The organism is Stutzerimonas kunmingensis (assembly GCF_021432085.1).
Classification (GTDB): domain Bacteria; phylum Pseudomonadota; class Gammaproteobacteria; order Pseudomonadales; family Pseudomonadaceae; genus Stutzerimonas.
Map to the genome: position 1 here is coordinate 285,275 of NZ_CP090366.1, position 24,265 is coordinate 309,539.

Sequence of the window (24,265 nt, forward strand, 5' to 3'; positions counted from 1 at the left end):
CGAGCCAGTATGCCGCAAAGCTGGTTGCCCGGCCTTCCATGATGGCGAGGTTGACCGTTCTGTCAGCTTACCTGCCGTAATGGCCTATTGATATATGCGCCTGATCAGGCTCCGGACGAGCGGCAACTCTGCCCGTAGCGGAGTTCGGCCGCGCGCCAATCGATGTCGCTGGCAGGCTGCGGTCGTGCAAAGCCGTAGCCTTGGCCATAGTCGCAATTCTGCGCCAGCAGAAACGCCGCCTGGTCTGCAGTCTCGATGCCTTCCGCCACGACTTTGAGGCCCAGATTGTGTGCCAGACCGATGACCGAGCGGGTGATGGCGGCGTCCTCGCGGTCGTCGGGCAGGCCGCGGACGAAGCCCTGGTCGATCTTTAGTTTGTGCACGTTCATGCGCTTGAGTCGCTGGAGCGACGAGTAGCCGGTGCCGAAATCGTCTATCGCCAGCTGAACGCCGAGTGCACGCAGGCGCTGCAGTAGCTCGAGGGCGGCGTCCGGGTCCTGCATCACCGCGCTTTCGGTGATCTCCAGTTCCAGATGGCGCGCCTCTAGCCCGCAGCGGGCCAGAATGGTGGCGACCTGCAGGTCGAGCTCGCCGTTGCCGAACAGGCGACTGGAGATGTTCACCGCGATGAAGCCAAGCGGGCGACCCTGGCCAAGCCACTCTCGAGCCTGATTGCAGGCCTGCTCCAGCACCCAGTGATCGATCGCGCTGATCAGCCCGGTTTCCTCGGCGACGGGAATGAAGATGCCCGGTGCGATCAGGCCTTTCTCCGGGTGTAGCCAGCGTACCAGTGCCTCGAAACCGGTGATCGTGCCCTCGCGCAAGTCGTAGATCGGCTGAAAGTGCAGGCGCAGCTGTCCTTGCTCGAGGGCCTGGCGCAATGCGGTGACCAGTTCGACGCGCTGGCGGGCCTGGCTGGTCAGTTCCTCGGAATAGAACGCATAGGTTGAGCGGCCGCTGTTCTTGGCCTTGAACAGCGCCGAGTCGGCGTTGCGCATCAGCTGTTCGACGTTCTGCACGTCGGTCGGATAGGGGTACAGCACGATGCCGATGCTGGCGCTGCTGAACAGCTCCTGTCCGGCGATATGGAAGGGTTCGTTCAGTCGATCGAGAATGCGCAACGCCTGCGAGGTGGCCTTCTCCGCGCCGTAGCCTTCACAGAGCAGGGCGAACTCGTCACCGCCGAGTCGGCCAAGCGTCATGCCTTCTTCCAGGTACTCGCCCAGTCGCGTGCTGACAGCCTGCAACAGCGCGTCGCCCAGGCTGTGGCCAAGGCTTTCATTGATGTCCTTGAAGTGATCGAGGTCGATCAGAAGTAATGCACCGCTGCGTTTGTTGGCCCTGGCGCGCTCGAGATCCTGCTTGGCGCGTTCGGTGAACAGCAGCCGATTCGGCAGCTTGAGCAACGGATCGTAATGAGCGAGCTGGTCGAGCTCTTCGCGCGAGCGCTTGAGCGCCGAGAGATCGGAGAACACCGCCACGTAATGGCTGAGCTGGCCCTGGTTGTCATGGATGCAGCGCAGGTTCTGCCATTGCGGGTACACCTCGCCATTCTTGCGTCGGTTCCAGATCTCGCCGCTCCACTCGCCATGCTCTCTCAGCGCCAGCCACATCTGGTTGTAGAAGGCTGCGTCGTGCTTGCCAGACGCGAAGAGTCTAGGGGTCTGTCCAAGGACTTCCTCGGTGCTGTATCCGGTGATGCGGCTGAACGCCGGATTGACGTGCACGATGTGTTGGCTTGGATCAGTGACCAGCACGCCTTCCTGAGTGCTGTCGAAGACTGCGGCGGCCTGCTTCAGGCTGGTTTCCTGGACGTGCTGGGCGCGCTGCTGTTCGTCGAAGCGGCGAAAGTGCTGGCGGCCGAGCAGGAATATCAGCACGGTAGTAAGCCCCACGAACAGCGCTCCCTTGCCCGTTTGCCAGGTTTGGCTATCGCCTGCAGCGAGGTAGCCGACCAGCATGTCGCCGAGGAGAATCCACAGCATGGCCAGGCAGAAATAGCCCAGACTTAGCCGGACGAGGTAGGTGTTCATGGTTGCTCTCGGGTCCGATCCAGATACTGCATAGTCAAACCCCATCGCACTGGCTGAGCGGGAGGCACGTCATCTCGCACCGGAGGTGCTGCATCCTGCTGCGCCGGTTGTTCTGCATGCTGGTTCAGAGCCAGCCCGGCCACCAGTCCGGGTGGTCCGGTTTGATCCGCTGCAGGTAGTGGCTGCCACCCAGCTGGCGCATCTGTTGCCGAATCCAGGCGGCGCGATTGTTCACGTGGCTGCCCGGTTTGCCAGCGCTCCACTCTCGCGGGTTGGGCAGCACTGCGGCGAGGAGGCTGGCCTGGCGGGTCGACAGGTACGGTGCACCGGTGCCGAAGTGATGCTGGGCCGCCGCCTGCGCACCGAAGACGCCATCGCCCCACTCGACGCTATTGAGATAAACCTCAAGGATGCGCTGCTTGGGCCATAAAAGCTCGATCAGCGCAGTGAACCAGGCCTCCAGTCCTTTGCGCGGCCAGCTGCGGCCGGACCAGAGAAACAGATTCTTCGCCACCTGCTGACTCAGCGTGCTGGCACCGCGCAATGAGCCACCGCGCTCATTGTGGCTGAGCGCCGCACGGATTGCTGCGACATCGAAGCCCCAGTGGTCGGCGAACTTCTGATCCTCGGCGGCGATCACCGCCATCTTCAGATCGTCCGGCAGCACTTTCCAAGGCCGCCAGTCGCGGGTCAGGTCGATAGTTTCGCCTGTGCGCCATGACTCGATCTTGCGCTCGATCATCAAAGCGGTGAACGGAGGTGGCACCCAGCGAAACAGCAGTACCAGCAGCGCCGAGAGGCCGATCAGCCAGAGCAGCAGTTTGGAGAGGCGCAGCAGCAGGTTTCGCAACATGGCACTTGGTCGTGGGCGAAAAGAGCGGGCATTATAGCGGCCGCTAAGGCCATCGACCGGAAATGGCAATGATTCGTGCTTATATCGTCCTTGCCGCGCTGTTCGGATTGACCGGCGTTGCGCTCGGCGCCTTCGCTTCCCATGCCCTCAAGAGCCAGTTGAGCGCTGCCTATCTCGCGGTGTTTCAGACAGGCGTGCAGTACCAGATGCTTCATGCGCTGGCGCTGCTCGGCGTCGCGCTTCTTTCGCTGCATCGGCCCAGCCGCCTGCTAGCTTTAGCAGGCGGCCTGTTCGTCGTCGGTATCCTGTTGTTCTCCGGCAGTCTCTATCTGCTCACCCTCAGTGGAATCGGCAAACTGGGCATGATCACGCCGCTCGGGGGGACGTCCTTTCTCGTGGGTTGGCTCTGCCTGGCGCTGGCCGGCTGGCGCATACGCAGCTGAGCGGGACGAACGGCCGCGGGCTTCGCGTTGGTGGCGTGGGTGATTCGGGCTAGAATGCCGTCCCCTTTTCGCAATGGCGGCGAACAGCATGCAGATCCAGTTGAATGGCGAACCCTATGAGCTGCCAGCCGGCGAGTCGGTGGCCGACCTGCTGGTGCGTCTGGACCTGACCGGGCGCCGTCTGGCCGTCGAGCTCAACCGGGACATCGTGCCGCGCAGCGCGCACGCGACCACCGAACTCAGCGAAGGCGATCACGTCGAGGTGGTGCACGCCATCGGTGGCGGCTAGCCGGTCGCGCTCATCCGAATTGCGCCGCCCTGCGGCGCCCAGTCCGCTGCAACACGTCCGAACGAGGAATTCCCATGCGCCCAGTTCCGCACGACAAGCCCTTCACTCTGGCCGGTCGCACCTATCAATCGCGCCTGCTGGTCGGCACCGGCAAGTACAAGGACCTTGAGGAAACGCGTGCTGCCATTGAGGCCTCGGGTGCCGAGATCGTCACCGTCGCGGTGCGCCGCACCAATATTGGCCAGAATCCGGGCGAGCCGAATCTGCTCGACGTGATCAGCCCCGAGCGCTACACCATCCTGCCGAACACCGCCGGCTGTTTCACCGCCGAGGACGCGGTGCGTACCTGCCGCCTGGCCCGTGAACTCCTCGACGGCCACAAGCTGGTCAAGCTGGAAGTGCTGGCCGATCAGAAGACGCTGTTTCCCAATGTGATCGAGACCCTCAAGGCCGCCGAAGTACTGATCCGGGACGGCTTCGACGTCATGGTCTATACCAGCGACGACCCGATCATCGCTCGCCAGCTGGCCGAGATGGGCTGCATCGCGGTGATGCCGCTGGCCGGCCTGATCGGCACTGGTCTGGGCATCTGCAATCCCTACAACCTGCGCATCATCCTCGAGGAAGCCACCGTGCCCGTGCTGGTGGATGCCGGTGTCGGAACCGCTTCGGACGCCACTATCGCCATGGAGCTGGGCTGCGAAGCGGTGCTGATGAACAGCGCCATCGCCCATGCGCAGAATCCCGTGCTGATGGCCGAGGCCATGAAGTACGCCATCGAGGCCGGCCGCCTGGCCTATCTCGCCGGCCGCATGCCGAAGAAGCTCTACGCCAGCGCCTCGTCGCCGCTGGACGGGCTGATTCGCTGAACCGATTCGTGGCCGGCCCCGACCTTGTGTCAGGGGCCGGCTTTTTTATTTCTCGCAGGTAGACCATGACAGAGCAGAACCCCGCGGCCGAAGCGCAGCAAACCGAGCACCGCCGTACCATCAAGAGTTTCGTGATGCGTGCCGGGCGCATGACCGAAGGCCAGCAGCGTGGCCTGGAGCAAGGCTGGCCGAAGTTCGGCCTGGAGATCGAGAACGGTCTGCGCGATTTCGACGAGGTGTTCGGCCGTAGCGCGCCGCGCACCTTCGAGATCGGCTTCGGCATGGGCCATTCCACCCTGGAAATGGCCGCCGCGGCGCCGGATCAGGACTTCATTGGCGTGGAAGTGCATAAACCTGGTGTCGGCGCGTTGCTGAGCGGACTTGTGTCACAGAAATTGAACAACGTCAGGGTCTACAGTTGCGACGCCTTGGAGGTACTGCGCGATTGCGTGGCCGATGCCAGCCTGGACCGCGTATTGCTGTTCTTTCCGGACCCCTGGCACAAGAGCCGTCATCACAAGCGACGTATCGTGCAGCCGGCTTTCGCCGAGCTGGTGCGCAGCAAGCTGAAGATCGGCGGCGTACTGCATATGGCTACCGACTGGGAGCCCTATGCCGAATACATGCTCGAGGTAATGAACGTCGCCCCGGGCTTCCGCAATCTGGCCGAGGATGGACGTTGCGTGCCACGGCCTGCGGAGCGACCGATCACCAAGTTCGAGCGCCGTGGTGAACGGCTCGGTCATGGCGTCTGGGACCTGAAATTCCAGCGCATCGACTGAGCGCGGTCAGTAAAAGAGAAACGCCCGCGACCTAGTCCCGGCTGCCCTATCAGCGGCGCCAGGCAGCCAGGTCGCTTGCCACACCCAGATCGAGAGCCGCAGCAGCGGCCAGGGAAGAGTGCTGCCAGGACGGCATGCCTGCCCACACCATATAACAATGCAACGCCGATAGCCGGGCTCGCCACGCGGTGCCCAGCATCGTGCGCAATTGGGGGAGTAGACGATGTACGGAAAGATCGGAATTCTGCTGTTGGCAGCCTGTACCGCGTTACCGGCACAGGCGAAGGTAGACAGCACGCAGGCCGCGCGACTGGGGCAGGACCTGACTCCGCTGGGAGCGGAGCGCGGCGGCAATCCCGCGGGGACGATCCCGCCCTGGGCCGGGGGCGTTGCAGCACCCGCCGGCTACCAGCCCGGGATGCACCATCCCGACCCGTATGCGGCCGATACAGTGCTCTATCGCGTCGATCACACCAATATCAACGAGTACAGCGGCCAGCTTTCCGGCGGTATGAAGGCGCTGCTGGAGCGTTATCCCGACTACCACCTGCGCGTATTTCCGACCCGCCGCAGCGCCTCGGTGCCGCAGCGGATCTATGATGCCACTCGCTACAACGCCGTCAGCGCCGAGCTCATCGCCAACGGCAACGGTATCCAGGGCGCGGCAGCCGGCATTCCCTTCCCGATCCCGCAGAGCGGCATCGAGGTGATCTGGAATCACATCCTGCATTACAAGGGTGACCAGAGCCACATGATCAATAACCAGGCAGTGGTGATCGGTGGCCGGGCCAACTACATCAAGCGCGATAGGCACATCTATTACGTCTACAACCGCGAAGGCATGACTCACGCGGACCTGGACAACACCGTGCTGTACTACAAGTACCGTGTCACCGCGCCGGCCAAGCTGTCCGGTACGGCACTGGTGGTGCAGGACCCGCTAGACCAAGTGCTGACCACTCGCAAGGCGTGGCGCTACAGCCCGGACGATCGCCGCGTGCGCCGTCTGCCGTCGCTGGCCTATGACTCCTTGCAGCCCGACACCAGCGGCTTGGCCACGGCCGATGTGGTCGACTCGTTCAACGGCGCGCCGGATCGCTACGAGTGGGAGCTGCTCGGCAAGCGTGAAATGCTGATGCCCTACAACAGCTATGCCGTGCATCAGAAGGGCCTCCCCTACGACAGCATCGTCCAGGCACGCACCCTGAACCCGGAACTGCTGCGCTATGAGCTGCATCGCGTGTGGGTGGTCGAGGCGACCTTGCGCAAGGGCTTCAGTCACCTCTACGACAAGCGTCGGTTCTATATCGACGAGGACAGCTGGGCGATCCTTGCCGTCGACCTGTACGACGAGAAGGGCGAGCTGATCGGCCTGCAGGAAAGCCATCCGATCAGCTATTACGACGTGCCAATGTTCAACAGCACGCTGGAAACGCTCTACCACCTCAAGGACGGCAACTACTTCGTCGATGGGCTGGACAACAACGAGCCGATGTACGATTTCAACGTCAAGCTCGGCCCGCGTGATTTCTCGCCGCAGGCGCTGCGTCGCGGCAACTGACGAAGGACAGAAAAGAAACAGAAGATGCACGAAAGGGCGCCGCTGGCGCCCTTTTTCGTACCACCAGAACTGCCGTCGCGCGCCGCTGCGGCGGTGTGAGGCTACAAGGTTGTTCCTGTTCGGTGGGGCCGAGCACGGGTAGTGACTTCGCTCAAGAGTGGGCTGGCACGGCAGTGGGATGATCGCCTGCGTAGCGCTGAAAAGGCGGCCCGACAGCCGGGCAAGCAGCCGCGCCATTCGCAAAGAAGGGAGCCGCGTGTTCAGACCGGGACAACTGGAGTACCACAGCCTTTCCGCTTCCGGGAAGCCGGGTTATCACCTGCAGCTCGACTACCGTGTCGAGGGCACGCCGGAGGCGCCGCAGTGGGCGTGTTTTCACCTGCGCTTCGAGGCCGGAGCAACTCTGGTGGACGAGCAGTTTCGAATGCACCGCGATGTAGCCTGCAACTTCCTGCAACGCGTCCGTCAGTGCCTGCGTCGCCACGGTGTGCCGGTGGACGCCGATATCCTCTTCGGCCTGCACGGCATCTACGACCCGCTGTTCGAGGATCTGCGCCGGCAGCTGTGCTATCGGCCGGGCGAGGCCGTCGATCTCGATCGCTTCCTTCGCGAAGGCTGAGCGGCGTTACTGGCTTGTGCGGTCAGTTGGTCAAGGCAAGTTCGGATGGACATGGCTCCGAGACAAGGCGCAGCAACACAGTATCGGGGGCCATGGGCGCCGAAATCGACCAACTGCCCTTACCAACCAAGCCACTAGTTACGGTCGGCGATCACGCCGATGAGGAAGAAGATCAGCAGCAGCACCGGTGCCAGGCTGTAGTTGTTCAGGTGGGCCAGCCCCTGGGTCATCCACGGGGTGAGGAAGACGATCGCCAGGCCATAGCCCACCGCGCAGACCAGTACGAAGATCAGCGTGCGGAAAAAGAAGTTCAGGCTGCTGACGGCGCCTTTTACCCAGGTATTGATTGCCGGGCCGAACAGTACGAAGAGCGTGGCCATCAGCGCCAGGGAGATATCGGACAGGTGGCTGCGGCTCCAGCGCGACAGCGTGACGATCAGGTCGAGTAGCAAATCCATGCGGTGTCCTTAAGGCAGGAAGCTCTGTAGCAGGTCGTTGAGAAACAGCTGGCCCTTCGGCGTCGCCGCCAGGCGCGCTGGGTCAGCCGAGAGCAGGCCGCGCGCTTCGGCGTCGCGCCGTGGCTTGGCGAGCACATCCAGCGGCAGTCCGGTGCGCTGAGTGAACAGCATGGCCGGTACGCCGTCGGTGAGGCGCAGCACATTCATCAGGAATTCGAAGGGCAATTCATCCGCTGCCAGCAGCTTTTCGCCTGCGCGGAAGGCCTTGGCCGGATCGAGGTAGTCCTTCGGCAGGCGGGTCTTCCAGCTGCGCAGAATGCGTCCGTCCGCGTGGCTGAGTTTGGCATGGGCGCCGGCACCGATGCCGAGGAAATCGCCGAAGGTCCAGTAGTTCAGGTTGTGCCGCGCCTGCCGCCCGGGCTGGGCGTAGGCCGAGGTCTCGTACTGGCGATAGCCGTGCTCCGCGAGCAGCGTCTGGCCGGCTTCCTGGATGTCCCAGAGGATATCGTCTTCGGGCAGCTGCGGCGGCTGGCTCCAGAACACCGTGTTTGGCTCCAAGGTCAGCTGGTACCAAGACAGGTGCGTCGGTTGCTGCGCGATGGCGATGCGCAGGTCGCTCAACGCATCCTCCAGGCTCTGGTCCGGCAGGCCGTGCATGAGGTCGAGGTTGAAATTGTCGAAGCCGGCGGCGCGAGCCATGTCGGCGGCGCGAATCGCTTCGTCGCCGTCGTGAATGCGCCCGAGCGCCTTGAGCTTGTCGGCCTGGAAGCTCTGCACGCCAATGGACAGCCGGTTGATGCCGAGCTGGCGGTAGTCGCGGAACTTGGCCTGTTCGAACGTCCCCGGATTGGCTTCCAGGGTGATCTCGATGTCCTCGGAAAAGGCGACCAGCCGTTCCAGCCCGTCGACGATCGCCGCCAGTGCCTTGGCAGAAAACAGGCTTGGCGTACCGCCGCCGAAGAAGATCGAAGTCAGGCGGCGGTCCCCGACGTGCTCAAGATCCGCGCGAAGATCGGCCAGCAGCGCGGCGACATAGGCGTCTTCGGGCAGTTCGGGGCCGGCCGCGTGGGAATTGAAGTCGCAGTACGGGCATTTGCGCACGCACCAGGGAATATGTACGTACGCCGCCAGCGGGGGCAATTCGAAGCCTGCCGTTGTCGGCGCGCCGTGGTTGCCTTCTCTGGCGCTTAGCGGGGCTGAGTCTGCCGCTTTCATATCCCCAGCCGCTGCTTGAGCAGGGCCATGGCGCGTGCACGGTGGCTGAGCTGGTTCTTCTGCGCTGCAGGCAGCTCGGCGCTGGAGCAGTCGCATTCCGGCACCCAGAACAGCGGGTCGTAGCCGAAGCCATGCTCGCCGCGTGCTGCATGCAGGATGCGGCCGTGCCAGAGGCCTTCGCAGATGATCGGCAGTGGATCGTCGGCGTGGCGCACCAGCGCCAGGGCACAGACGAACTGCGCGCCGCGTTCGGCATCCGGAACCTCACGCAGGACGTCCAGCAGCTTGGCGTTGTTGGCGGCATCGCCCTGGCCATCGGCGTAGCGCGCCGAGTAGATGCCCGGTGCGCCGCCGAGGGCGTCGACGGCCAGGCCGGAGTCGTCGGCGAGCGCCGGTAGACCGGATATCCGCGCGGCGTTGCGCGCCTTGAGAATGGCGTTCTCGACGAAGGAAAGACCGGTTTCCTCCGGCTCGACGGTGCTGAACTCGGCCACCGAGCGCACGCGAACCGCGTCACCGAGCATGGCCTGGAGCTCCTTGAGTTTGCCGGCGTTGTGGCTGGCCAGTACCAGTTCGGAAAAAGGCATCATCGGTCGGGGAAGAATTCCTGGTTGAACTCGAAGCTGAACGGCTCGGCGCCGGTCGGCTGAACGGTGAGGGCGAAACGCAGGGTTTCCTGCGAGTCGAAGGGGAACTGCGCGAGGTAATAGATCGCCTCGTCACCTTCCTTGAGCTGCTTGAAGCCCAGCGGGCGATCCTGCCCGAGCAGGTTCTTCACTACGCCGCTGACCTGCGCCGCGACCGGTTTGCCGTCCTTGATCACCGAGACGTTGACTACGCCCTGGGTCTTGCTGCGCGTGAGTCCGGCGGCGGCGGCAATGTCCGGCTGCAGGAAGCCCGAATTGAAGGCGCTGTAGTGGACGTCGTATTCGCCGACGCTGTGTTTGCGCTCGGCCAGCGCCGGCAATGTGAGCAGTGCGGCCAACAGACCGATCAGGATGCGTTTCATGTGCTTACCTCCAGCGTTGAAGCCGCTCAGCGGGATGGCCCGGTGACGCGGTAGATGCCGATTTCACCCAGCAGATTCGGCCATATGCGACTGGCCCAGCCATGCCGATGATCGCGGTCGACTGCCAGGCGTTCGAGTACCCTGGCACCGCTTTCCTGGCACAGCCGCTCGAAATCCTCGAACGTGCAGAAGTGAATGTTCGGCGTGTTGTACCAAGTGTAGGGGAGGAACTCCGACACCGGCATGCGGCCTTTGCTCGCAAGGTACCAACGGCAGCGCCAATGGCCGAAGTTGGGGAAGGTGATGATGCACTGGCGGCCGACGCGCAGCATTTCCTTCATCAGCTGGTCGGGGTAATGCACGGCCTGCAGCGCCTGGGTCATCACCACCATGTCGAAGCTGTCGCTGGCGAAGTTGCCCAGGCCCAGGTCGAGGTTCTGCTCGATGACGTTGACGCCCTTGTCGATGCAGGCGGCGATGTTGTCCGGGTCGATTTCCAGGCCGTAGCCGCTGACCTGCTTGTGATCGCGCAGCCAGGCCAGCAGCTCGCCATTGCCGCAGCCGAGGTCGAGAACTCGGCTGCCGGCCGGAATCCACTCTTGGATGATGTCCAGATCGGCGCGCATCTTCGTTCCTTATACGGCTATGCGGTTCATGTAACCGCGGAAGGCTTGCAGGTAGCGGGGATTGGGGATCAGGAAGGCGTCGTGGCCCTGCGGCGCATCGATCTCCAGGTAGCAGACATCCTTGCGCGCAGCGAGCAGGGCGTCGACGATTTCCCGCGAGCGCTCCGGCGAAAAGCGCCAGTCGGTGGTGAAGGACATCACGCAGAAGCGCGCCTGGGCGCCCTCGAAGGTCTTGGCCAGATCGTCGTTGTGGGCTGCCGCCGGGTCGAAGTAGTCCAGCGCCTTGGTCATCAGCAGGTAGGTATTGGCGTCGAAACGCCCGGAAAACTCCTCGCCCTGATAGCGCAGGTAGCTTTCGACCTGGAATTCCACGCTGTTGAAGTCGTAGTTCAGCTTCTCGCTCTTCAGTCCGCGGCCAAACTTGGTGCCCATGGCGTCATCGGACAGGTAGGTGATGTGGCCGACCATGCGCGCCAGCATCAGGCCGCGCTTGGGAATCACGCCCATCTCCTGGAAATGGCCGCCGTGGAATTCCGGGTCGGACAGGATGGCCTGGCGCGCGACTTCGTTGAAGGCGATGTTCTGTGCCGACAGCCTGGGCGCCGAGGCGATGGCCAGGCAGTGGCGGACTCGCTCAGGGTAGCTGATGGTCCATTGCAAGGCCTGCATGCCGCCCAGGCTGCCGCCTATCACCGCTGCCCATTGGGCGATGCCAAGGCGGTCGGCCAGAAGTGCCTGACTGTGCACCCAGTCTTCCACTGTCACCACTGGGAAGTCTGCACCGTAGGGCTTGCCGCTGGCCGGGTTGGTGCTGCTCGGGCCGGTCGAACCGTTGCAGCCGCCCAGGTTGTTAAGGCTGACGACGAAGAAATGATCGGTATCGATGGCCTTGCCCGGGCCTATGCAGGAATCCCACCAGCCGGGTTTGCGGTCGTCCATGCTGTGGTAGCCGGCGGCATGATGGTGGCCAGAGAGTGCATGGCAGATGAGCACGGCATTGCTGCGCGCGGCATTCAGCTCGCCATAGGTTTCATAGATCAGCTGGTAATCGGCCAGCGTACGGCCGCAGGCGAGTGTCAGTGGTTCGGCAAAATGCGCGACCTGCGGACTCACCAGGCCAACGGAATCGGCGGGAATTGCAGTGGGCATCGACCCTGGCTCTTGCTTGAAGAAGGCGGCAAAGTCTAAAGGTATGCGCGTTGCAATTCATCCTGAAATGCAACGGCGAGCGGGGCTCTCGCCATTTCCTCGCGGGTTGCGACGAAATGGCGACAGCTTTAGCTGATCTGCGCGCTGGTCAGGCTGACCACCTTGCCCTGCCGCCGCAGCGGCGCCGGTCGGCGCAGCGCGCGGAGCATTTCCGCGGCCTGTGCCAGTTGCAGCTCCAGTTCGCCGCTGTAGCGCGTCAGCAATTGCCCGCGCTGGCTGTTCTGCTGGCTCTCCCTGGCCAGACTCTTCAACTGCAGGATATGGGTTTCCAGCTGTTGCTTGTGTTCCAGGGAAAACTGCAGCAGCGGCGTCAGCGCATCGCCAGCCCACTGTTCGGCTTCCTGGCGCAGCCGCTGGTGCATGCCGATGACCTCCTGCACCAGGGTAGAGAAGAAGCGTCTGGTGAGTGTTCGCTGCTCGGTGAGCAGGGTCTTTAACTGCAGGCGGAACTGATCGGCCTTGCCTTGCAGGCTGCGCAGCTCGCGCTGATAAGGCAGCAACTGGAACAACGGCGGGTCGATACCCTGTAGGGGGTTTTCTTCGCTGTGCCGCCGGTAGATCGCCGAAACCATCTTGTTGGCCCTTTCCGCCTCCTGCTCGAGGATGCCTAGGTCCTGTTCCACTGAGCGGAAGAAGTGCAGGATCGCCAGGTTGATGCCCAGCGTGGTTAGGCTGCCGGTCAGGCTGCGTCGCAACCGGGTCAGGTGCTCCTCGAGGCGTTCGGCCCGTATTGCCGTGCGCAGCAGCTCACCCTGGCGTTGCAGCAGGCGCTGATTGGTCTTCAGGTCGAGCAGGCGCTTGTGGTGGCGGTTGTGATCGTGCCGCGTGCGCGCGGTGAGTTCGAGCAGCATCTGCCCGCTGCCTTCCTGATGACTGGCCAGCACATCGCGCTGCTCGATGACCTTTTCCAGGCGCAGCTTGAGGGCATGCTGACTGTTCTGCAGCAGCGCCATCACCTGCTGCACCACCTGGTCTTCGAGCAGGCGTTCCTTCTGCGTGAGGATGCGCTGGCTGAGCAACTCTTCCAGCCGTGCCAGCTGGCTGCGTTCGAGCAGCGCCTGGTCACCGCGAATCTTCGCCATCAGCGCCTGTTTGGCCGACAGCGGCAGGACGTCGGCGCAATCAATGCCCAGCTGTTGCGCGGTGGTGTCACGGATATCCTCGATGGCCTTCTGCACGAAGCTCTCGCCGGCAACATCGTCCCAGAGCACGTCGATCTTGTTCAGTACGGCGAACAGGCTGTTCTGCGTATCTTCGTCGAGCTGGCGGATGTGCTGCTGCCAGATCTGCATGTCACTGACGGTGACCCCGGTGTCGGCAGAGAGCAGGAACACGATTGCCTGGGCATTGGGCAGCATCGACAGGGTCAGTTCCGGCTCGCTGCCCAGCGCGTTCAGCCCGGGCGTATCGAGAATGCGCAAGCCCTGACGCAACAGCGGGTGGTCGAAGTTGACCACGGCGTGGCGCCAGGCCGGGACCAGTACGGTATCGCCGCTGTTGCTGCTTTCCAGGCCGGCCGGGTCAAAGCCCAGCTGAATCGCCTGTTCCACCGGCATGGCCTTGGTCAACGCGACCTGGGCAAAGGCTTCGGCCATGCTTTCCGGGTCATGCGGGTCGAGCGGGAGATTGAGCCAGAGTCGCGGTGTGCGCTTGAGCTGCGCGATGCTGGTGTCTTCCAGGCGCGACTCAATGGGCAGCAGGCGGATGTAGGAGCGTTCCGAACGCGGATCGAACAGCAGTTCGGTGGGGCACATGGTGGTGCGGCCAGCCCGTGAAGGCAGGATGCGCTGACCGTAGTTGGAGAAGAACAGGCTATTGATCAGCTCGGTTTTGCCGCGCGAATACTCGCCGACGAAAGCCAGGGTGATGTGATCGGTGCGCAACACCCGCAGCGCTCGTTCCAGGCGCGCCTCGACGCCCTCGCTGGAAAGCCGGTTATGCGCCAGCCAGCTGCGGTAGCGGGTGATCTCACGAATGAGGTCACGCTTCCAGGTGACGTAGGCGTCCACTTGTCGATCGAGACGTTCCATGCTCATCCAGCTCCCGGAGGTGTGATTCGGCGAATTATCGGACCCGCCGTTACAAGGTCAATTCAATCGAAGCCTGACGTGACCGAGCGGCCTTGCTGGCGGCATGGGCGGTCATGGGCGGCTCGGTTCGAGTCGATGTCCTCGTTCACACCCCGCAGCAAAGTACGAGGCAGGATGGAAAAAGCCGAGAAGTTGAAGTCTACGTGCAGCCATGCGGCATTCCGAGGCGCTTTTGGCTCCTCGATGCCGCTTTGGCAGCAAAGCATGAACGGCGTCTCAGATGAGCATGCGCAGGATGTTCGGCATGTGGGTCATGGTGGCCAGGTTGTTGACTACCAGCATGTCCAGCAGCTTGATCGCCAGGAAGGCGAAGATCGGCGAGATATCCAGCCCGCCGAGGTTCGGCAGCAGGCGGCGGAACGGCGCCAGGACCGGCTCGCAGAGTTGGCTGACCAGCTGTGCGCCTGGGTTATGGCTGCCCGGCGCGACCCAGGACAGGATCACGCTGATGATCAGCGCCCAGAAAAAGATGTTGAGGAACAACCCAGTGATGCCGATCAGCGCCCAGACCAGCAACAGCAGGGGATTGCCGATGGTGCCGTAGGCGATCAGCAGGATCAGCGCCATCAGCACCATCTGCACGATCAGCGCGAGGATCAGCGAAGAAATATCCAGCGTGCCCATGCTCGGAATGATGCGGCGCATCGGCCGCAAAAGTGGATGGGTTGCCTTGACGATGAATTGGCTGAGCGGGTTGTAGAAGTCGGCGCGTACCAGCTGCAGGATGAAGCGCAGCAACACGATCAGCAGATAGAGGCTGCCCAGCGTCTGGATGACGAGGATCAGGGCTTGCGAGAGTTGGGACATGAATGCTCCTTAGAGGCTGTTGTTTCGTCGCGAACGAAGCGTCAACAGACCTATTGACCCAGTTGTTCGGCCAGTTCGGCCGAGCGTTGTGCGGCCGCGTTCAACGCCTGCTGCACCAGTTGCTCGAAGCCGCCCGCCTGGAAGGCTTTGATCGCCGCTTCGGTGGTTCCGTTCGGCGAGGTGACGCGACGCCGCAGTTCGGCGGCATCGACGTCGCTTTCGCAAGCCATGCGAGCTGCGCCCAGCGCGGTCTGCATGGTCAGTTGCGCGGCGGTCTCGCGGGGCAGGCCGAGCTGCTGTCCGGCAGCCGTCATCGCTTCGATCAGCAGGAAGAAATAGGCAGGACCGCTACCGGAAACGGCGGTTACCGCATCGATCAGGCGCTCTTCTTCGAGCCATAGCGCGATACCGACGGCCGACAGCAGTTGCTCGGCCTGCTGCTTCTGCGTGTCGCTGACCTGGGTATTGGCGAACAGGCCGCTGACGCCCTGGCGCAGCAAGGCCGGCGTGTTGGGCATGCAACGCACGATTGCCTGAGGGCGCGGGCCCAGCCAGCGCTGCAGGCTGTCGCAGCTGATGCCGGCGGCGATCGAGACGATCAGGGGGGCGTGGGCCAGATGAGGAGTCAGATCCTGACAGACCGCCTGCATGACCTGCGGCTTGACCGACAGCACCACCACATCGGCGCCGGCCAATGCATCGGCGTTCTGCGCGAACGTCTGGATGCCGTGCTCGGCGCTGATTTTCGCGCGCTGCTCGGCGCCTGGATCGCTGGCGCGAATGGCGTCCGCTGCGACGCCCTTGGCGCGCAGCCCGCCGATCAGGCTGGCAGCCATGTTGCCGGCGCCGATGAAGGCGATGCGGGGTGAGGTCATAGCGATTCCTTTATTGAGGGCGTCCGTAGTCGCGGGCGCCGAACAGTGCGGTGCCGATGCGGACCCAGGTCGCGCCTTCGGCAATTGCCGCTTCGAGGTCCTGGCTCATGCCCATGGACAGCGTATCCAGTGTCAGTGGCAGTTCATCGCGCAATGCGCGCAGGCGGGCAAAGGCGGCGCGCTGCTCGGCGGGGTCTTCGCTCGGTGCGGGAATGCACATCAGTCCACGCAGGCGCAGACGCGGCATCGCGGCGACAGCCTGTGCCAGCTGTGGCAGTTCCTCTGGCGCGCAGCCGGATTTGCTCGCCTCACCGCTGACATTCACCTGCAGGCATATATTCAGCGGCGGCAGTTCGGCTGGACGTTGATCGGACAGGCGCTGGGCGATCTTCAGGCGATCCACCGAGTGCACCCAGTCGAAGTGTTCGGCGATGGATTTGGTCTTGTTCGACTGGATCGGTCCGATGAAGTGCCAGGTCAGCGGCAGCTCGCTCAGCTCGCCCTGCTTGTCCAGCGCTTCCTGCAGATAGTTCTCGCCGAAATCGCGCATGCCGGCTTCGGCGGCCTCGCGAATGGTGGCGGCCGGCTGGGTCTTGCTCACCGCCAGCAGGCCGACCGAAGCAGGGTCGCGTCCCACAGCTTGCGCCGCCTCACGGATGCGCGCTGCGACCTTTGCAATATTCTTCTCTATCGTGGACATTACTTGCGCCGCCGCCTTGGGTCTGCGCGGCATTCTACCTGCTTGCTTGTAATTGGGGAGTCCCATGGATATCACAGAACTGCTGGCCTTCAGCGCCAAGCAGGGTGCGTCGGATTTGCACCTTTCCGCCGGCCTGCCGCCGATGATCCGCGTCGATGGCGACGTGCGGCGAATCAACCTGCCGGCCATGGACCACAAGCAGGTGCATGCGCTGATCTACGACATCATGAACGACAAGCAGCGCAAGGATTTCGAGGAATTCCTGGAAACCGACTTCTCGTTCGAAGTGCCGGGCGTGGCGCGTTTTCGCGTCAACGCGTTCAACCAGAATCGCGGTTCCGGCGCGGTGTTCCGGACCATTCCTTCCAAGGTGCTGACCATGGAAGACCTGGGGATGGGCGAGGTGTTCCGCAAGATCACCGATGTGCCGCGCGGGCTGGTGCTGGTCACCGGACCGACCGGCTCGGGCAAGTCGACCACCCTGGCGGCGATGCTTGATTACCTGAACAACACCAAGTACCACCACATCCTTACCATCGAGGACCCCATCGAATTCGTTCACGAATCGAAGAAGTGTCTGGTCAACCAGCGCGAGGTCCATCGTGACACCCTGGGCTTCTCCGAGGCACTGCGTTCGGCACTGCGTGAAGACCCGGACATCATTCTCGTCGGCGAAATGCGCGACCTGGAAACCATCCGCCTGGCGCTGACCGCTGCGGAAACCGGTCACCTGGTGTTCGGCACCCTGCACACCACCTCCGCCGCCAAGACCATCGACCGCGTGGTCGACGTGTTCCCGGCCGAAGAAAAGTCCATGGTCCGTTCGATGCTCTCCGAATCGCTGCAGGCGGTGATCTCGCAGACCCTGCTGAAGAAGGTTGGCGGCGGCCGTGTCGCGGCCCACGAGATCATGATCGGTACGCCGGCGATCCGTAACCTGATTCGCGAGGACAAGGTGGCGCAGATGTATTCCTCGATCCAGACCGGCGGCTCGCTGGGCATGCAGACCCTCGACTCGTGCCTCAAGGGGCTGCTCGCCAAAGGGCTGATCTCGCGAGACAGTGCCAAGGAAAAGGCCAAGCAGCCAGAGAACTTCTAAACGCCTGACAACTACCGGGCGCCGCCCGATGCGGCGCTTGCCACGATTGCGAGTACGACGATGGAATTCGAGAAACTTCTGCGCCTGATGGTGGAAAAGGGCGGCTCCGATCTGTTCATCACGGCAGGCGTGCCGCCTTCGATGAAGGTCAACGGCAAGATCATGCCGGTCAGCAAGACGGCGATGTCGCCGGAAATGACCCGCGAGACCGTGCACGGCGTTATGAACGAGCAGCAGCGCCGCGAGTTCACCGAGAACCATGAGTGCAACTTCGCCATCAGCGCTCGTGGTATCGGCCGTTTCCGGGTCAGTGCGTTCTACCAGCGCAATCTCGCTGGCATGGTGCTGCGGCGTATCGAAACCAACATTCCGACCATCGAAGAACTCAAGCTGCCGGACGTCCTCAAGAAGCTGTCGATGACCAAGCGCGGGCTGGTGCTGTTCGTCGGGGCCACCGGTACCGGCAAGTCGACCTCATTGGCTTCGATGATCGGCTACCGCAACAAGAATTCCAGCGGGCACATCATCTCCATCGAAGACCCGATCGAATTCATCCACCAGCATCAGAACTGCATCGTTACCCAGCGCGAGGTCGGTATCGACACCAGCTCGTTCGAAGTAGCGCTGAAGAACACCTTGCGCCAGGCGCCGGACGTGATCCTCATCGGCGAGATCCGTACCCGTGAAACCATGGACTACGCCGTGGCCTTTGCCGAAACCGGTCACCTGTGCCTGGCGACCCTGCACGCCAACAACGCCAACCAGGCGCTGGACCGCATCATCAACTTCTTCCCGCCCGACCGTCACAACCAGGTGTGGATGGATCTGTCGCTCAACCTTAAGGCCATCGTCGCCCAGCAGCTGGTGCCGACACCTGATGGCAAGGGGCGTCGTGCGGTGATCGAGGTGCTGATCAATACGCCGCTGGCGGCCGACCTGATCCGCAAGGGCGAGGTGCATGAGCTCAAGTCGCTGATGAAGCGCTCCACCGAGCTGGGCATGCAGACCTTCGACCAGGCGCTGTACAACCTCTATGTGCAGGGTGAAATCACCTACGAAGATGCGTTGCTGCACGCCGATTCGGCCAACGACCTGCGTCTGCTGATCAAGCTGGGATCGGAAACCGATGGCGAGCATCTGACCAGCGTGTCCCAGGGCCTGAGCCTTGAGGTCAGTGACGACGATCCAGGCCGCAGCTTCCGCTAGTCGGCCTGTTTTGCATCCCGGCCGATGCGCTTTCCGCTTCTCGCGGCGACGCGCTCGGCTTGGCCGTCACGCTGCGCACCGGCGCGCGCGCGGCTCATCAACTGCGGGATCAACATGCCTTCGGGCAGATTCTTCCAGAAGCGCACAGGCAGGTTGCTTTCCAGTACGCCGCGGTTCAGCCGGGCCGGGTTGAACGTGCTTTCGTAATACGCCTTCCATAGCTCGCCGCCGGGGTCCGCTGCGTTCTGCGCCAGCTGCCGCCACTGTGGCGGGCAGGGGCGGATGTAGTACATGTCTTGGCCATCCCAGCAAACCCCTTCTTCCGGCGTCGCGATCAGCCAGCTGTTGCCGCCCATCCGTTCGGCGAAGTGTCCCGCCGCCCAGGGCAGTACGTTGTGCGCAGGTTCGAACCAGGCGACGTGCTGTGGTCCATCACTGGTCTGCAGTGGGCTGAAGCGAAGAAAGGCATGCAGATGGTGGGCCTCACGTCGGACTGCCTTGATTCGACCATGCAGTTCGCTGCCATCAATGTCGCCGACCATTCGCGCACTCGAATCACCCTGGGTGACCCGCCAGAGCACGCGATACAGCAGGCTCCAGCGCTGCTCGGTGCGATAGCGCGCGGCCATTTCGAGTTCGTCCAGCAGTTGTCGGGGGACGCGAATGCGCGGTCCGCCTTCCGTTGAAGGTGCCGGCGAGGGATCGTCGAATAGCCCAGTCGATTCATCGTCGCTGGCCCAGTTCAGCTCATGTGGCGCGACGCGGCTCTGCAGTAGCGCGCGAGCCCGAACTCGCCACTCCTGGAAACTTCCATCGAAACGCACCGTAACCATTACCAGAGCGCCAGTTGTGCGGGCGTGTCGCGCAGATGCTGGCGCAGCATGGCCGACTCCTGCCCTGCCAGGCTTGGCCGGTAATCCTGAGTGATGACGAAGGGTTTGGCTTTCTCGAGCGAGCAGCGCAGACGGGTCAGATCCTCGAAGCGGATGCGCTTCTGCCGGCGCAGATCCACCAGGCGTTTCGCGCTGAGCATGCCGATTCCGGGAATGCGGGCGATCATCGTCGGTTCGGCGCGGTTGAGGTCCACCGGAAACTGGTCGCGGTGCGCCAGCGCCCAGGCCAGCTTCGGATCGATATCCAGCGCGAGGTTGCCTGGCCCGCTGAGCAGTTCGTCGGCCTTGAAGCCGTAGCCACGCATGAGGAAGTCGGCCTGATACAGGCGATGCTCGCGCATCAGCGGTGGTGCCGCGAAAGGCACGGTGTTGGGGCTGTGCGGAATCGGGCTGAAGGCCGAGTAGTAGACCCGGCGCAGTCGATAGCTGCCGTACAACGATTGGGCGGTGTGCAATATGGTGCTGTCGTCGGTGTTGTCGGCGCCAACGATCATCTGCGTGCTCTGCCCGGCGGGTGCGAAGCGCGGCGCCCGCCGCTCGGCGCTGGCCTCGGTTTCGCCCTGGTGGATGGTGTGCATGGCCTGTTTGATGGTCACCACCTGCTTTTCCGGTGCCAAGCGGATCAGACTGGTTTCGGTCGGCAGTTCGATGTTCACGCTGAGCCGGTCGGCATAGCGGCCGGCTTCGGCGATCAGCAGAGGGTCGGCGTCGGGAATGGTCTTGAGGTGGATGTAGCCGCGAAACTCGTGCTCCTCACGCAGAAGCCTGGCGACCCGCACCAGCTGTTCCATGGTGTAGTCCGCCGAGCGGATGATGCCGGAGCTGAGGAACAGGCCGCTGATGCAGTTGCGTCGGTAGAAGTCGAGCGTCAGGCTGACCACTTCTTCCGGCGTGAAGCGCGCCCGCGGCACATCGCTGGAGCGGCGATTGACGCAGTACTGGCAGTCGTACAGGCAGAAGTTGGTCAGCAGGATCTTCAGCAGCGCCACGCAGCGCCCATCCGGCGTGAAGCTGTGGCAGATGCCCATGCCATTGGTGGCGCCGAGTCCGCTCTTGCCCTTCGAGCTGCGCTTCGGCGCGCCGCTGCTGGCACAGGAAACGTCGTACTTGGCCGCGTCGGCGAGCACACTGAGTTTGTCGATCAATTGCATCATGGTGGCCGTGATACTGTTTGCATATACAGTATCACGGTTGCGCATGGCGACAAGGTCCGTCTGGCGGGGCGGTTCAGGCGCATTATCGGATAAGCTGGACGCCACTCATCAATCGCACATCGAGGTTCGGATGCAGCAGAACACCCATAGCACGCTGATCGGCTATCTCCTGTGGATATTCGGTTTTCTCGGCTCCCACCGCTTCTACTACGGCAAGCCCATCACCGGCACCATCTGGTTCTTTACCCTCGGCCTGTTCTTTGTCGGCTGGATCATCGACCTGTTTCTGATCCCATCGATGGATCGTGAAGCGGACATGCGCTTCCAGCCGGGGCCCATCGACTATACGGTCGGCTGGATACTGCTGACCTTTCTCGGCGTATTCGGTGTACACCGCATGTATCAGGGTAAGTGGATCACAGGAATCCTTTACCTGTTCACCGGTGGCTTGTTCTTTATCGGTGTGCTTTACGACTTCTGGACGCTGAACTCGCAGATATCCGAGCGCAATCTGGCGCGGAGCTGAACGAGTAGGGCAGGAAACGCTTTAGAAGTCTGGCAGGCGTGGACGGGTTGATGTCCAGCCTGCGCAGATCTTTCGCATCAGCCTTCGAAGCTGATGTGGCCGTCGACGATGGTGTAGCGTACCGCGCCCGGCAGGCAGTGGCCCATGAACGGGCAGTTACGACCTTTGGAATACCAGCGCTCGCCGACCAGGGTCGAACTGTGTTGATCGAACAGCACCAGGTCCGCAGGTTGGCCAGCTTGCAGGGTGCTGGTCGGCAGGCGTAGTGCTGTAGCGGGCCCGCTGGTCAGGCGCGCCAGCAGGGTCGGCAGATCGAGCAAGCCGTCGTCCACCAATGTCAGCGCCAGTGGCAGCAGAATTTCGGCACTGCTGATACCCGGTTCGGTTTCGCCGAACGGGGCCAGTTTGGCATCGGCCTCGTGTGGTTGGTGATGACTGGAAATCGCCGAGATGACGCCCGCCTTCACCGCCTCACGCAGGCCATCGCGATCCGCTGCGCTGCGCAGTGGCGGCTGCACGTGATACAGGCTGGAGAAACCGTGCAGCGCTTCATCGGTGAGGATCAGCTGATACATGGCCACGTCGGCCGTCACCGGCAGGCCACGAGCCTGTGCCTGGGCAATCATTTCCGCGCCACGGGCGCTGGTCAGTTGGGCGAAATGCGCGCGAACGCCGGAGCGCTCGACTAGCAGCAGATTGCGCGCCAGTGCCACGGTTTCGGCAGTCTCCGGAATCCCCGACAGGCCGAGGAAACTGGCGGCGGCTCCTTCGTGGGCAAGCCCGCCTTCGGCCAGGTCGCGGTCCTGGGAGTGGAAGATCACCGTCAGATCGAAGGTGGCGGCGTATTCCAGCGCACGGCGCAGGTTGCGATTGCTGGCAAATTCGGTAAGGCCGTTGCCGAACGCGACACACCCGGCTTCACGCAACGCGACCAGCTCGGAAAGCTGCTCACCGGCCAGGTTGCGCGTCAGCGCGCCGATGGGGAACACCTTGGCATGGCCCGACTCACGGGCGCGATCGAGGATCAGTTCGGTCACTGCCGCGGTATCCAGCACCGGGCGCGTCTGCGGCGGGCAGCACAGGCTGGTGATGCCGCCGGCTGCGGCCGCCAGGGTTTCGCTGGCAATGCTGCCTTTACGGCTGTAGCCGGGCTCGCGCAGGGCTACTGCAAGATCGACCAGGCCGGGTGCGGCGGTCAGACCCTGTGCGTCGATTGTCTGTTGTGCTTCGAAGCCGGCTGGCGCCTGGCCGATGGCGGCGATCTTGTTGTGCTGTAGGTAGATATCGGCGATTTCGTTGCGCCCGCTGACGGGGTCGATCACGTGTGCGCCGAGGATTCGGGTTGCCACCATCACTGCTGCTCCTCGGATACGGATTCAGAATCGATCTGGCGCTGGGCCGCCTGGCCGCTCATCGCCATGGACAGCACGGCCATGCGAATGGCGATGCCATAGGTGACCTGATTGAGGATCACCGATTGCGGGCCGTCGGCCACCGCCGACTCGATCTCCACGCCGCGGTTGATCGGGCCCGGGTGCATGACGATGGCGTCGGGCTTGGCCAGTGCGAGACGCTGGGTGTTCAGACCGTAGAGTTTGTAGAACTCCCCTTCGCTGGGAAGCAGGCCGCCCTGCATGCGCTCGCGCTGCAGGCGCAGCATGATCACCACGTCGACATCGCGCAGCCCCTCGTTCATGTCGTTGAACACGCGCACACCGTACTGCTCGATGCCCTCGGGCAGCAGGGTTTTCGGTGCGATCACGCGGATGTCCGGGCAGCCCAGCGTCTTCAGCGCCAGCATGTTCGAGCGCGCTACCCGCGAATGCAGAATGTCACCAACGATGGCGACCGAGAGGTTCTCGAAGCCGCCTTTGTGGCGGCGGATGGTAAGCATGTCGAGCATGCCCTGGGTCGGGTGCGCATGGCGCCCGTCGCCGCCATTGATCACCGCGACCTCCGGGCTGACGTGCTCGGCGATGAAATGGGCGGCGCCGGAGTCGGCGTGGCGCACCACGAACATGTCCGCGGCCATGGCTTCCAGGTTGCGCAGCGTGTCGGTCAGGGTCTCGCCCTTGCTCGTGGAGGAGGTCGAGACGTTCAGCGTGATGACGTCTGCCGACAACCGCTGCGCCGCCAGTTCGAAGGTCGTGCGGGTGCGCGTGGAGTTCTCGAAGAACACGTTGCAGACGGTTTTGCCGCGCAGCAGTGGAACCTTCTTCACCGCCCGGGCGCCGACTTCGAGGAATGAATCGGCAGTGTCCAGGATCTCGGTGAGCAACTCGCGCGGCAGGCCGTCGAGGGAGAGAAAATGGCGCAGCTGGCCTTGGTCGTTCAACTGTAGCGGGCGCTTGGCGTCGGTGGGCGTCATCGCAGGATCTCGGTTGGCGGGGCTGTGGGGCGGACTTGCCGGCTCGCTCAGGAGCCGCTGGTTTCCATCTGTTGTTCGAGGGCCAATGGCTCCGGTCCGATCAGCTTGATGCGTTGCTCGGGCGCCAGCGACAGGGTGGCGCCGACCACGTCAGGGCGAATCGGCAGCTCACGCGCGTTCAGGTCGAGCAGGCAGACCAGCGTTACGCTGGCAGGACGACCGTAGTCGAACAGCTCATTGAGCGCGGCGCGGATGGTGCGGCCGGTCATCAGCACGTCATCGATCAGCACCAGGTGCTGGCCTTCGATCTCGAAAGGCAGTTCCGACGGCTGCACCTGCGGGTGCAGGCCCTTCTGGGTGAAGTCGTCGCGATAGAAGGACACGTCGAGAATGCCGAGCGGTTCGTTTTGCGCGCGGGCTGCGAGCAGCGCCTGGGCCACCCAGACGCCGCCGGTACGGATACCGATGAAGCGCGGCTCCTGGATGTCGCGATCAATCAGGTGTTGCTTCAGTGTGGCGACCATCTCGGGCAGCAGCTGTTCGGGATTGGGCAGAATCATGGAGTCTCCTTACAGGTCTGG

General features: G+C 63.2%; 26 protein-coding genes. 9 read left to right on the top strand and 17 right to left on the bottom strand.

The features are described from left to right. Positions 1-104: 104 nt before the first annotated feature. Both dibA and mtgA read right to left on the bottom strand, forming a co-directional pair. Positions 105-2,033 (bottom strand): phosphodiesterase DibA, encoded by a 1,929-nt coding sequence (dibA, locus tag LW136_RS01370; RefSeq protein ID WP_234174501.1) that lies wholly within the window; start codon positions 2,031-2,033, stop codon positions 105-107. 124 nt (positions 2,034-2,157) lie between these two features. Then, positions 2,158-2,886 (bottom strand): monofunctional biosynthetic peptidoglycan transglycosylase, encoded by a 729-nt coding sequence (mtgA, locus tag LW136_RS01375; RefSeq protein WP_234174502.1) that lies wholly within the window; start codon positions 2,884-2,886, stop codon positions 2,158-2,160. A 68-nt stretch (positions 2,887-2,954) separates the two neighbouring features. Between mtgA and LW136_RS01380 the strand changes: the two genes are divergently transcribed. The 6 genes from LW136_RS01380 (at position 2,955) to LW136_RS01405 (ending at position 7,449) form a co-directional block, all read left to right on the top strand. Further along, entirely contained in the window at positions 2,955-3,329 is a 375-nt protein-coding gene (locus LW136_RS01380; protein ID WP_046617510.1) for a DUF423 domain-containing protein, read from the top strand. Between the two features lie 73 nt (positions 3,330-3,402). Further along, on the top strand, positions 3,403-3,618 hold the full coding sequence (gene thiS / locus LW136_RS01385) for a sulfur carrier protein ThiS (RefSeq protein ID WP_256364880.1): 216 nt from the start codon (positions 3,403-3,405) through the stop codon (positions 3,616-3,618). 74 nt (positions 3,619-3,692) lie between these two features. Beyond that, positions 3,693-4,487 carry a thiazole synthase gene (locus LW136_RS01390; protein ID WP_014818734.1) on the top strand — a complete coding sequence of 265 codons (795 nt, stop codon included), beginning with the start codon at positions 3,693-3,695 and terminating at the stop codon, positions 4,485-4,487. A gap of 65 nt (positions 4,488-4,552) precedes the next feature. Next, the gene (trmB, locus tag LW136_RS01395; protein WP_042927073.1) at positions 4,553-5,269 is read left to right on the top strand and encodes a tRNA (guanosine(46)-N7)-methyltransferase TrmB; all 717 of its coding nucleotides are present in this window, start codon (positions 4,553-4,555) and stop codon (positions 5,267-5,269) included. Between the two features lie 223 nt (positions 5,270-5,492). Next, positions 5,493-6,830: a DUF1329 domain-containing protein gene (locus tag LW136_RS01400; RefSeq protein ID WP_044314787.1), complete on the top strand. Its 1,338-nt coding sequence runs from the start codon at positions 5,493-5,495 to the stop codon at positions 6,828-6,830. Positions 6,831-7,086: 256 nt separating this feature from the next. Next, entirely contained in the window at positions 7,087-7,449 is a 363-nt protein-coding gene (locus LW136_RS01405; protein ID WP_023446085.1) for a DUF5064 family protein, read from the top strand. A gap of 134 nt (positions 7,450-7,583) precedes the next feature. On the opposite strand, the gene LW136_RS01410 is transcribed toward LW136_RS01405, so the two are convergent. The 10 genes from LW136_RS01410 to LW136_RS01455 all read right to left on the bottom strand — a co-directional run bounded on the left by LW136_RS01410 (position 7,584) and on the right by LW136_RS01455 (position 16,438). After that, complete coding sequence (locus tag LW136_RS01410; protein WP_003303164.1) at positions 7,584-7,907, bottom strand: DUF3392 domain-containing protein; 324 nt, start codon at positions 7,905-7,907, stop codon at positions 7,584-7,586. A 9-nt stretch (positions 7,908-7,916) separates the two neighbouring features. Further along, complete coding sequence (hemW, locus tag LW136_RS01415) at positions 7,917-9,122, bottom strand: radical SAM family heme chaperone HemW (RefSeq protein ID WP_234174503.1); 1,206 nt, start codon at positions 9,120-9,122, stop codon at positions 7,917-7,919. Next, entirely contained in the window at positions 9,119-9,712 is a 594-nt protein-coding gene (gene rdgB, locus LW136_RS01420; RefSeq protein ID WP_023446083.1) for an RdgB/HAM1 family non-canonical purine NTP pyrophosphatase, read from the bottom strand. The genes hemW and rdgB overlap by 4 nt, the downstream gene beginning before the upstream one ends. Further along, complete coding sequence (locus tag LW136_RS01425) at positions 9,709-10,131, bottom strand: DUF4426 domain-containing protein (protein WP_023446082.1); 423 nt, start codon at positions 10,129-10,131, stop codon at positions 9,709-9,711. Before LW136_RS01425 ends, rdgB begins: the two co-directional genes overlap by 4 nt. 26 nt (positions 10,132-10,157) lie before the next feature. Next, positions 10,158-10,757, bottom strand: coding sequence for a methionine biosynthesis protein MetW (gene metW / locus LW136_RS01430; protein WP_023446081.1), 600 nt, complete (start codon positions 10,755-10,757; stop codon positions 10,158-10,160). Between the two features lie 9 nt (positions 10,758-10,766). Continuing rightward, positions 10,767-11,906 (bottom strand): homoserine O-succinyltransferase MetX, encoded by a 1,140-nt coding sequence (metX, locus tag LW136_RS01435; protein ID WP_014818742.1) that lies wholly within the window; start codon positions 11,904-11,906, stop codon positions 10,767-10,769. Between the two features lie 128 nt (positions 11,907-12,034). Next, positions 12,035-14,002, bottom strand: coding sequence for a dynamin-like GTPase family protein (locus LW136_RS01440; RefSeq protein ID WP_234174504.1), 1,968 nt, complete (start codon positions 14,000-14,002; stop codon positions 12,035-12,037). Positions 14,003-14,272: 270 nt separating this feature from the next. Further along, on the bottom strand, positions 14,273-14,863 hold the full coding sequence (locus LW136_RS01445; RefSeq protein ID WP_014818744.1) for a YggT family protein: 591 nt from the start codon (positions 14,861-14,863) through the stop codon (positions 14,273-14,275). 50 nt (positions 14,864-14,913) lie between these two features. Next, positions 14,914-15,738, bottom strand: a complete 825-nt coding sequence (gene proC, locus LW136_RS01450; RefSeq protein WP_234174505.1) for a pyrroline-5-carboxylate reductase — start codon at positions 15,736-15,738, stop codon at positions 14,914-14,916. A 10-nt stretch (positions 15,739-15,748) separates the two neighbouring features. Next, positions 15,749-16,438 carry a YggS family pyridoxal phosphate-dependent enzyme gene (locus LW136_RS01455; RefSeq protein ID WP_234174506.1) on the bottom strand — a complete coding sequence of 230 codons (690 nt, stop codon included), beginning with the start codon at positions 16,436-16,438 and terminating at the stop codon, positions 15,749-15,751. A 64-nt stretch (positions 16,439-16,502) separates the two neighbouring features. On the opposite strand from LW136_RS01455, the gene pilT reads away from it, so the two are divergent. Further along, positions 16,503-17,537: a type IV pilus twitching motility protein PilT gene (pilT, locus tag LW136_RS01460; RefSeq protein WP_003303153.1), complete on the top strand. Its 1,035-nt coding sequence runs from the start codon at positions 16,503-16,505 to the stop codon at positions 17,535-17,537. Positions 17,538-17,597: 60 nt separating this feature from the next. Next, positions 17,598-18,743: a PilT/PilU family type 4a pilus ATPase gene (locus LW136_RS01465; RefSeq protein WP_014818747.1), complete on the top strand. Its 1,146-nt coding sequence runs from the start codon at positions 17,598-17,600 to the stop codon at positions 18,741-18,743. On the opposite strand, the gene LW136_RS01470 is transcribed toward LW136_RS01465, so the two are convergent. Next, a complete protein-coding gene (locus tag LW136_RS01470) occupies positions 18,740-19,576 on the bottom strand; it encodes a TIGR03915 family putative DNA repair protein (protein WP_234174507.1) in 837 nt (278 codons plus the stop codon). The genes LW136_RS01465 and LW136_RS01470 overlap by 4 nt on opposite strands. Continuing rightward, entirely contained in the window at positions 19,576-20,787 is a 1,212-nt protein-coding gene (locus LW136_RS01475) for a putative DNA modification/repair radical SAM protein (protein WP_102832393.1), read from the bottom strand. Before LW136_RS01475 ends, LW136_RS01470 begins: the two co-directional genes overlap by 1 nt. Before the next feature lie 133 nt (positions 20,788-20,920). Here LW136_RS01475 and LW136_RS01480 point away from each other — a divergent pair, with 133 nt between their 5' ends. Further along, positions 20,921-21,316, top strand: a complete 396-nt coding sequence (locus LW136_RS01480; RefSeq protein ID WP_003282737.1) for an NINE protein — start codon at positions 20,921-20,923, stop codon at positions 21,314-21,316. A gap of 77 nt (positions 21,317-21,393) precedes the next feature. On the opposite strand, the gene LW136_RS01485 is transcribed toward LW136_RS01480, so the two are convergent. The 3 genes from LW136_RS01485 to pyrR are packed head-to-tail and all read right to left on the bottom strand — an operon-like array spanning position 21,394 to position 24,244. After that, positions 21,394-22,668, bottom strand: coding sequence for a dihydroorotase (locus tag LW136_RS01485; RefSeq protein ID WP_046617518.1), 1,275 nt, complete (start codon positions 22,666-22,668; stop codon positions 21,394-21,396). Further along, positions 22,668-23,684, bottom strand: coding sequence for an aspartate carbamoyltransferase catalytic subunit (locus tag LW136_RS01490; protein ID WP_023446073.1), 1,017 nt, complete (start codon positions 23,682-23,684; stop codon positions 22,668-22,670). Before LW136_RS01490 ends, LW136_RS01485 begins: the two co-directional genes overlap by 1 nt. A gap of 47 nt (positions 23,685-23,731) precedes the next feature. After that, the gene (pyrR, locus tag LW136_RS01495; RefSeq protein WP_023446072.1) at positions 23,732-24,244 is read right to left on the bottom strand and encodes a bifunctional pyr operon transcriptional regulator/uracil phosphoribosyltransferase PyrR; all 513 of its coding nucleotides are present in this window, start codon (positions 24,242-24,244) and stop codon (positions 23,732-23,734) included. Positions 24,245-24,265: the final 21 nt, after the last annotated feature.

What these genes read in the sequence shown, in the direction of transcription:
- mtgA (WP_234174502.1), bottom strand. Translation starts at nt 2,886, where the DNA reads ATGTTGCGAAACCTGCTGCTGCGCCTCTCCAAACTGCTGCTCTGGCTG.
- metW (WP_023446081.1), bottom strand. Translation starts at nt 10,757, where the DNA reads ATGCGCGCCGATCTGGACATCATCCAAGAGTGGATTCCGGCCGGCAGC.
- LW136_RS01440 (WP_234174504.1), bottom strand. Translation starts at nt 14,002, where the DNA reads ATGAGCATGGAACGTCTCGATCGACAAGTGGACGCCTACGTCACCTGG.
- LW136_RS01380 (WP_046617510.1), top strand. Translation starts at nt 2,955, where the DNA reads ATGATTCGTGCTTATATCGTCCTTGCCGCGCTGTTCGGATTGACCGGC.
- LW136_RS01390 (WP_014818734.1), top strand. Translation starts at nt 3,693, where the DNA reads ATGCGCCCAGTTCCGCACGACAAGCCCTTCACTCTGGCCGGTCGCACC.
- metX (WP_014818742.1), bottom strand. Translation starts at nt 11,906, where the DNA reads ATGCCCACTGCAATTCCCGCCGATTCCGTTGGCCTGGTGAGTCCGCAG.
- hemW (WP_234174503.1), bottom strand. Translation starts at nt 9,122, where the DNA reads ATGAAAGCGGCAGACTCAGCCCCGCTAAGCGCCAGAGAAGGCAACCAC.
- LW136_RS01455 (WP_234174506.1), bottom strand. Translation starts at nt 16,438, where the DNA reads ATGTCCACGATAGAGAAGAATATTGCAAAGGTCGCAGCGCGCATCCGT.
- LW136_RS01485 (WP_046617518.1), bottom strand. Translation starts at nt 22,668, where the DNA reads ATGGTGGCAACCCGAATCCTCGGCGCACACGTGATCGACCCCGTCAGC.
- LW136_RS01480 (WP_003282737.1), top strand. Translation starts at nt 20,921, where the DNA reads ATGCAGCAGAACACCCATAGCACGCTGATCGGCTATCTCCTGTGGATA.
- LW136_RS01470 (WP_234174507.1), bottom strand. Translation starts at nt 19,576, where the DNA reads ATGGTTACGGTGCGTTTCGATGGAAGTTTCCAGGAGTGGCGAGTTCGG.
- LW136_RS01445 (WP_014818744.1), bottom strand. Translation starts at nt 14,863, where the DNA reads ATGTCCCAACTCTCGCAAGCCCTGATCCTCGTCATCCAGACGCTGGGC.
- pyrR (WP_023446072.1), bottom strand. Translation starts at nt 24,244, where the DNA reads ATGATTCTGCCCAATCCCGAACAGCTGCTGCCCGAGATGGTCGCCACA.
- dibA (WP_234174501.1), bottom strand. Translation starts at nt 2,033, where the DNA reads ATGAACACCTACCTCGTCCGGCTAAGTCTGGGCTATTTCTGCCTGGCC.
- LW136_RS01475 (WP_102832393.1), bottom strand. Translation starts at nt 20,787, where the DNA reads ATGCAATTGATCGACAAACTCAGTGTGCTCGCCGACGCGGCCAAGTAC.
- LW136_RS01490 (WP_023446073.1), bottom strand. Translation starts at nt 23,684, where the DNA reads ATGACGCCCACCGACGCCAAGCGCCCGCTACAGTTGAACGACCAAGGC.
- proC (WP_234174505.1), bottom strand. Translation starts at nt 15,738, where the DNA reads ATGACCTCACCCCGCATCGCCTTCATCGGCGCCGGCAACATGGCTGCC.
- LW136_RS01400 (WP_044314787.1), top strand. Translation starts at nt 5,493, where the DNA reads ATGTACGGAAAGATCGGAATTCTGCTGTTGGCAGCCTGTACCGCGTTA.
- LW136_RS01410 (WP_003303164.1), bottom strand. Translation starts at nt 7,907, where the DNA reads ATGGATTTGCTACTCGACCTGATCGTCACGCTGTCGCGCTGGAGCCGC.
- rdgB (WP_023446083.1), bottom strand. Translation starts at nt 9,712, where the DNA reads ATGATGCCTTTTTCCGAACTGGTACTGGCCAGCCACAACGCCGGCAAA.
- LW136_RS01465 (WP_014818747.1), top strand. Translation starts at nt 17,598, where the DNA reads ATGGAATTCGAGAAACTTCTGCGCCTGATGGTGGAAAAGGGCGGCTCC.
- trmB (WP_042927073.1), top strand. Translation starts at nt 4,553, where the DNA reads ATGACAGAGCAGAACCCCGCGGCCGAAGCGCAGCAAACCGAGCACCGC.
- thiS (WP_256364880.1), top strand. Translation starts at nt 3,403, where the DNA reads ATGGCGGCGAACAGCATGCAGATCCAGTTGAATGGCGAACCCTATGAG.
- pilT (WP_003303153.1), top strand. Translation starts at nt 16,503, where the DNA reads ATGGATATCACAGAACTGCTGGCCTTCAGCGCCAAGCAGGGTGCGTCG.
- LW136_RS01425 (WP_023446082.1), bottom strand. Translation starts at nt 10,131, where the DNA reads ATGAAACGCATCCTGATCGGTCTGTTGGCCGCACTGCTCACATTGCCG.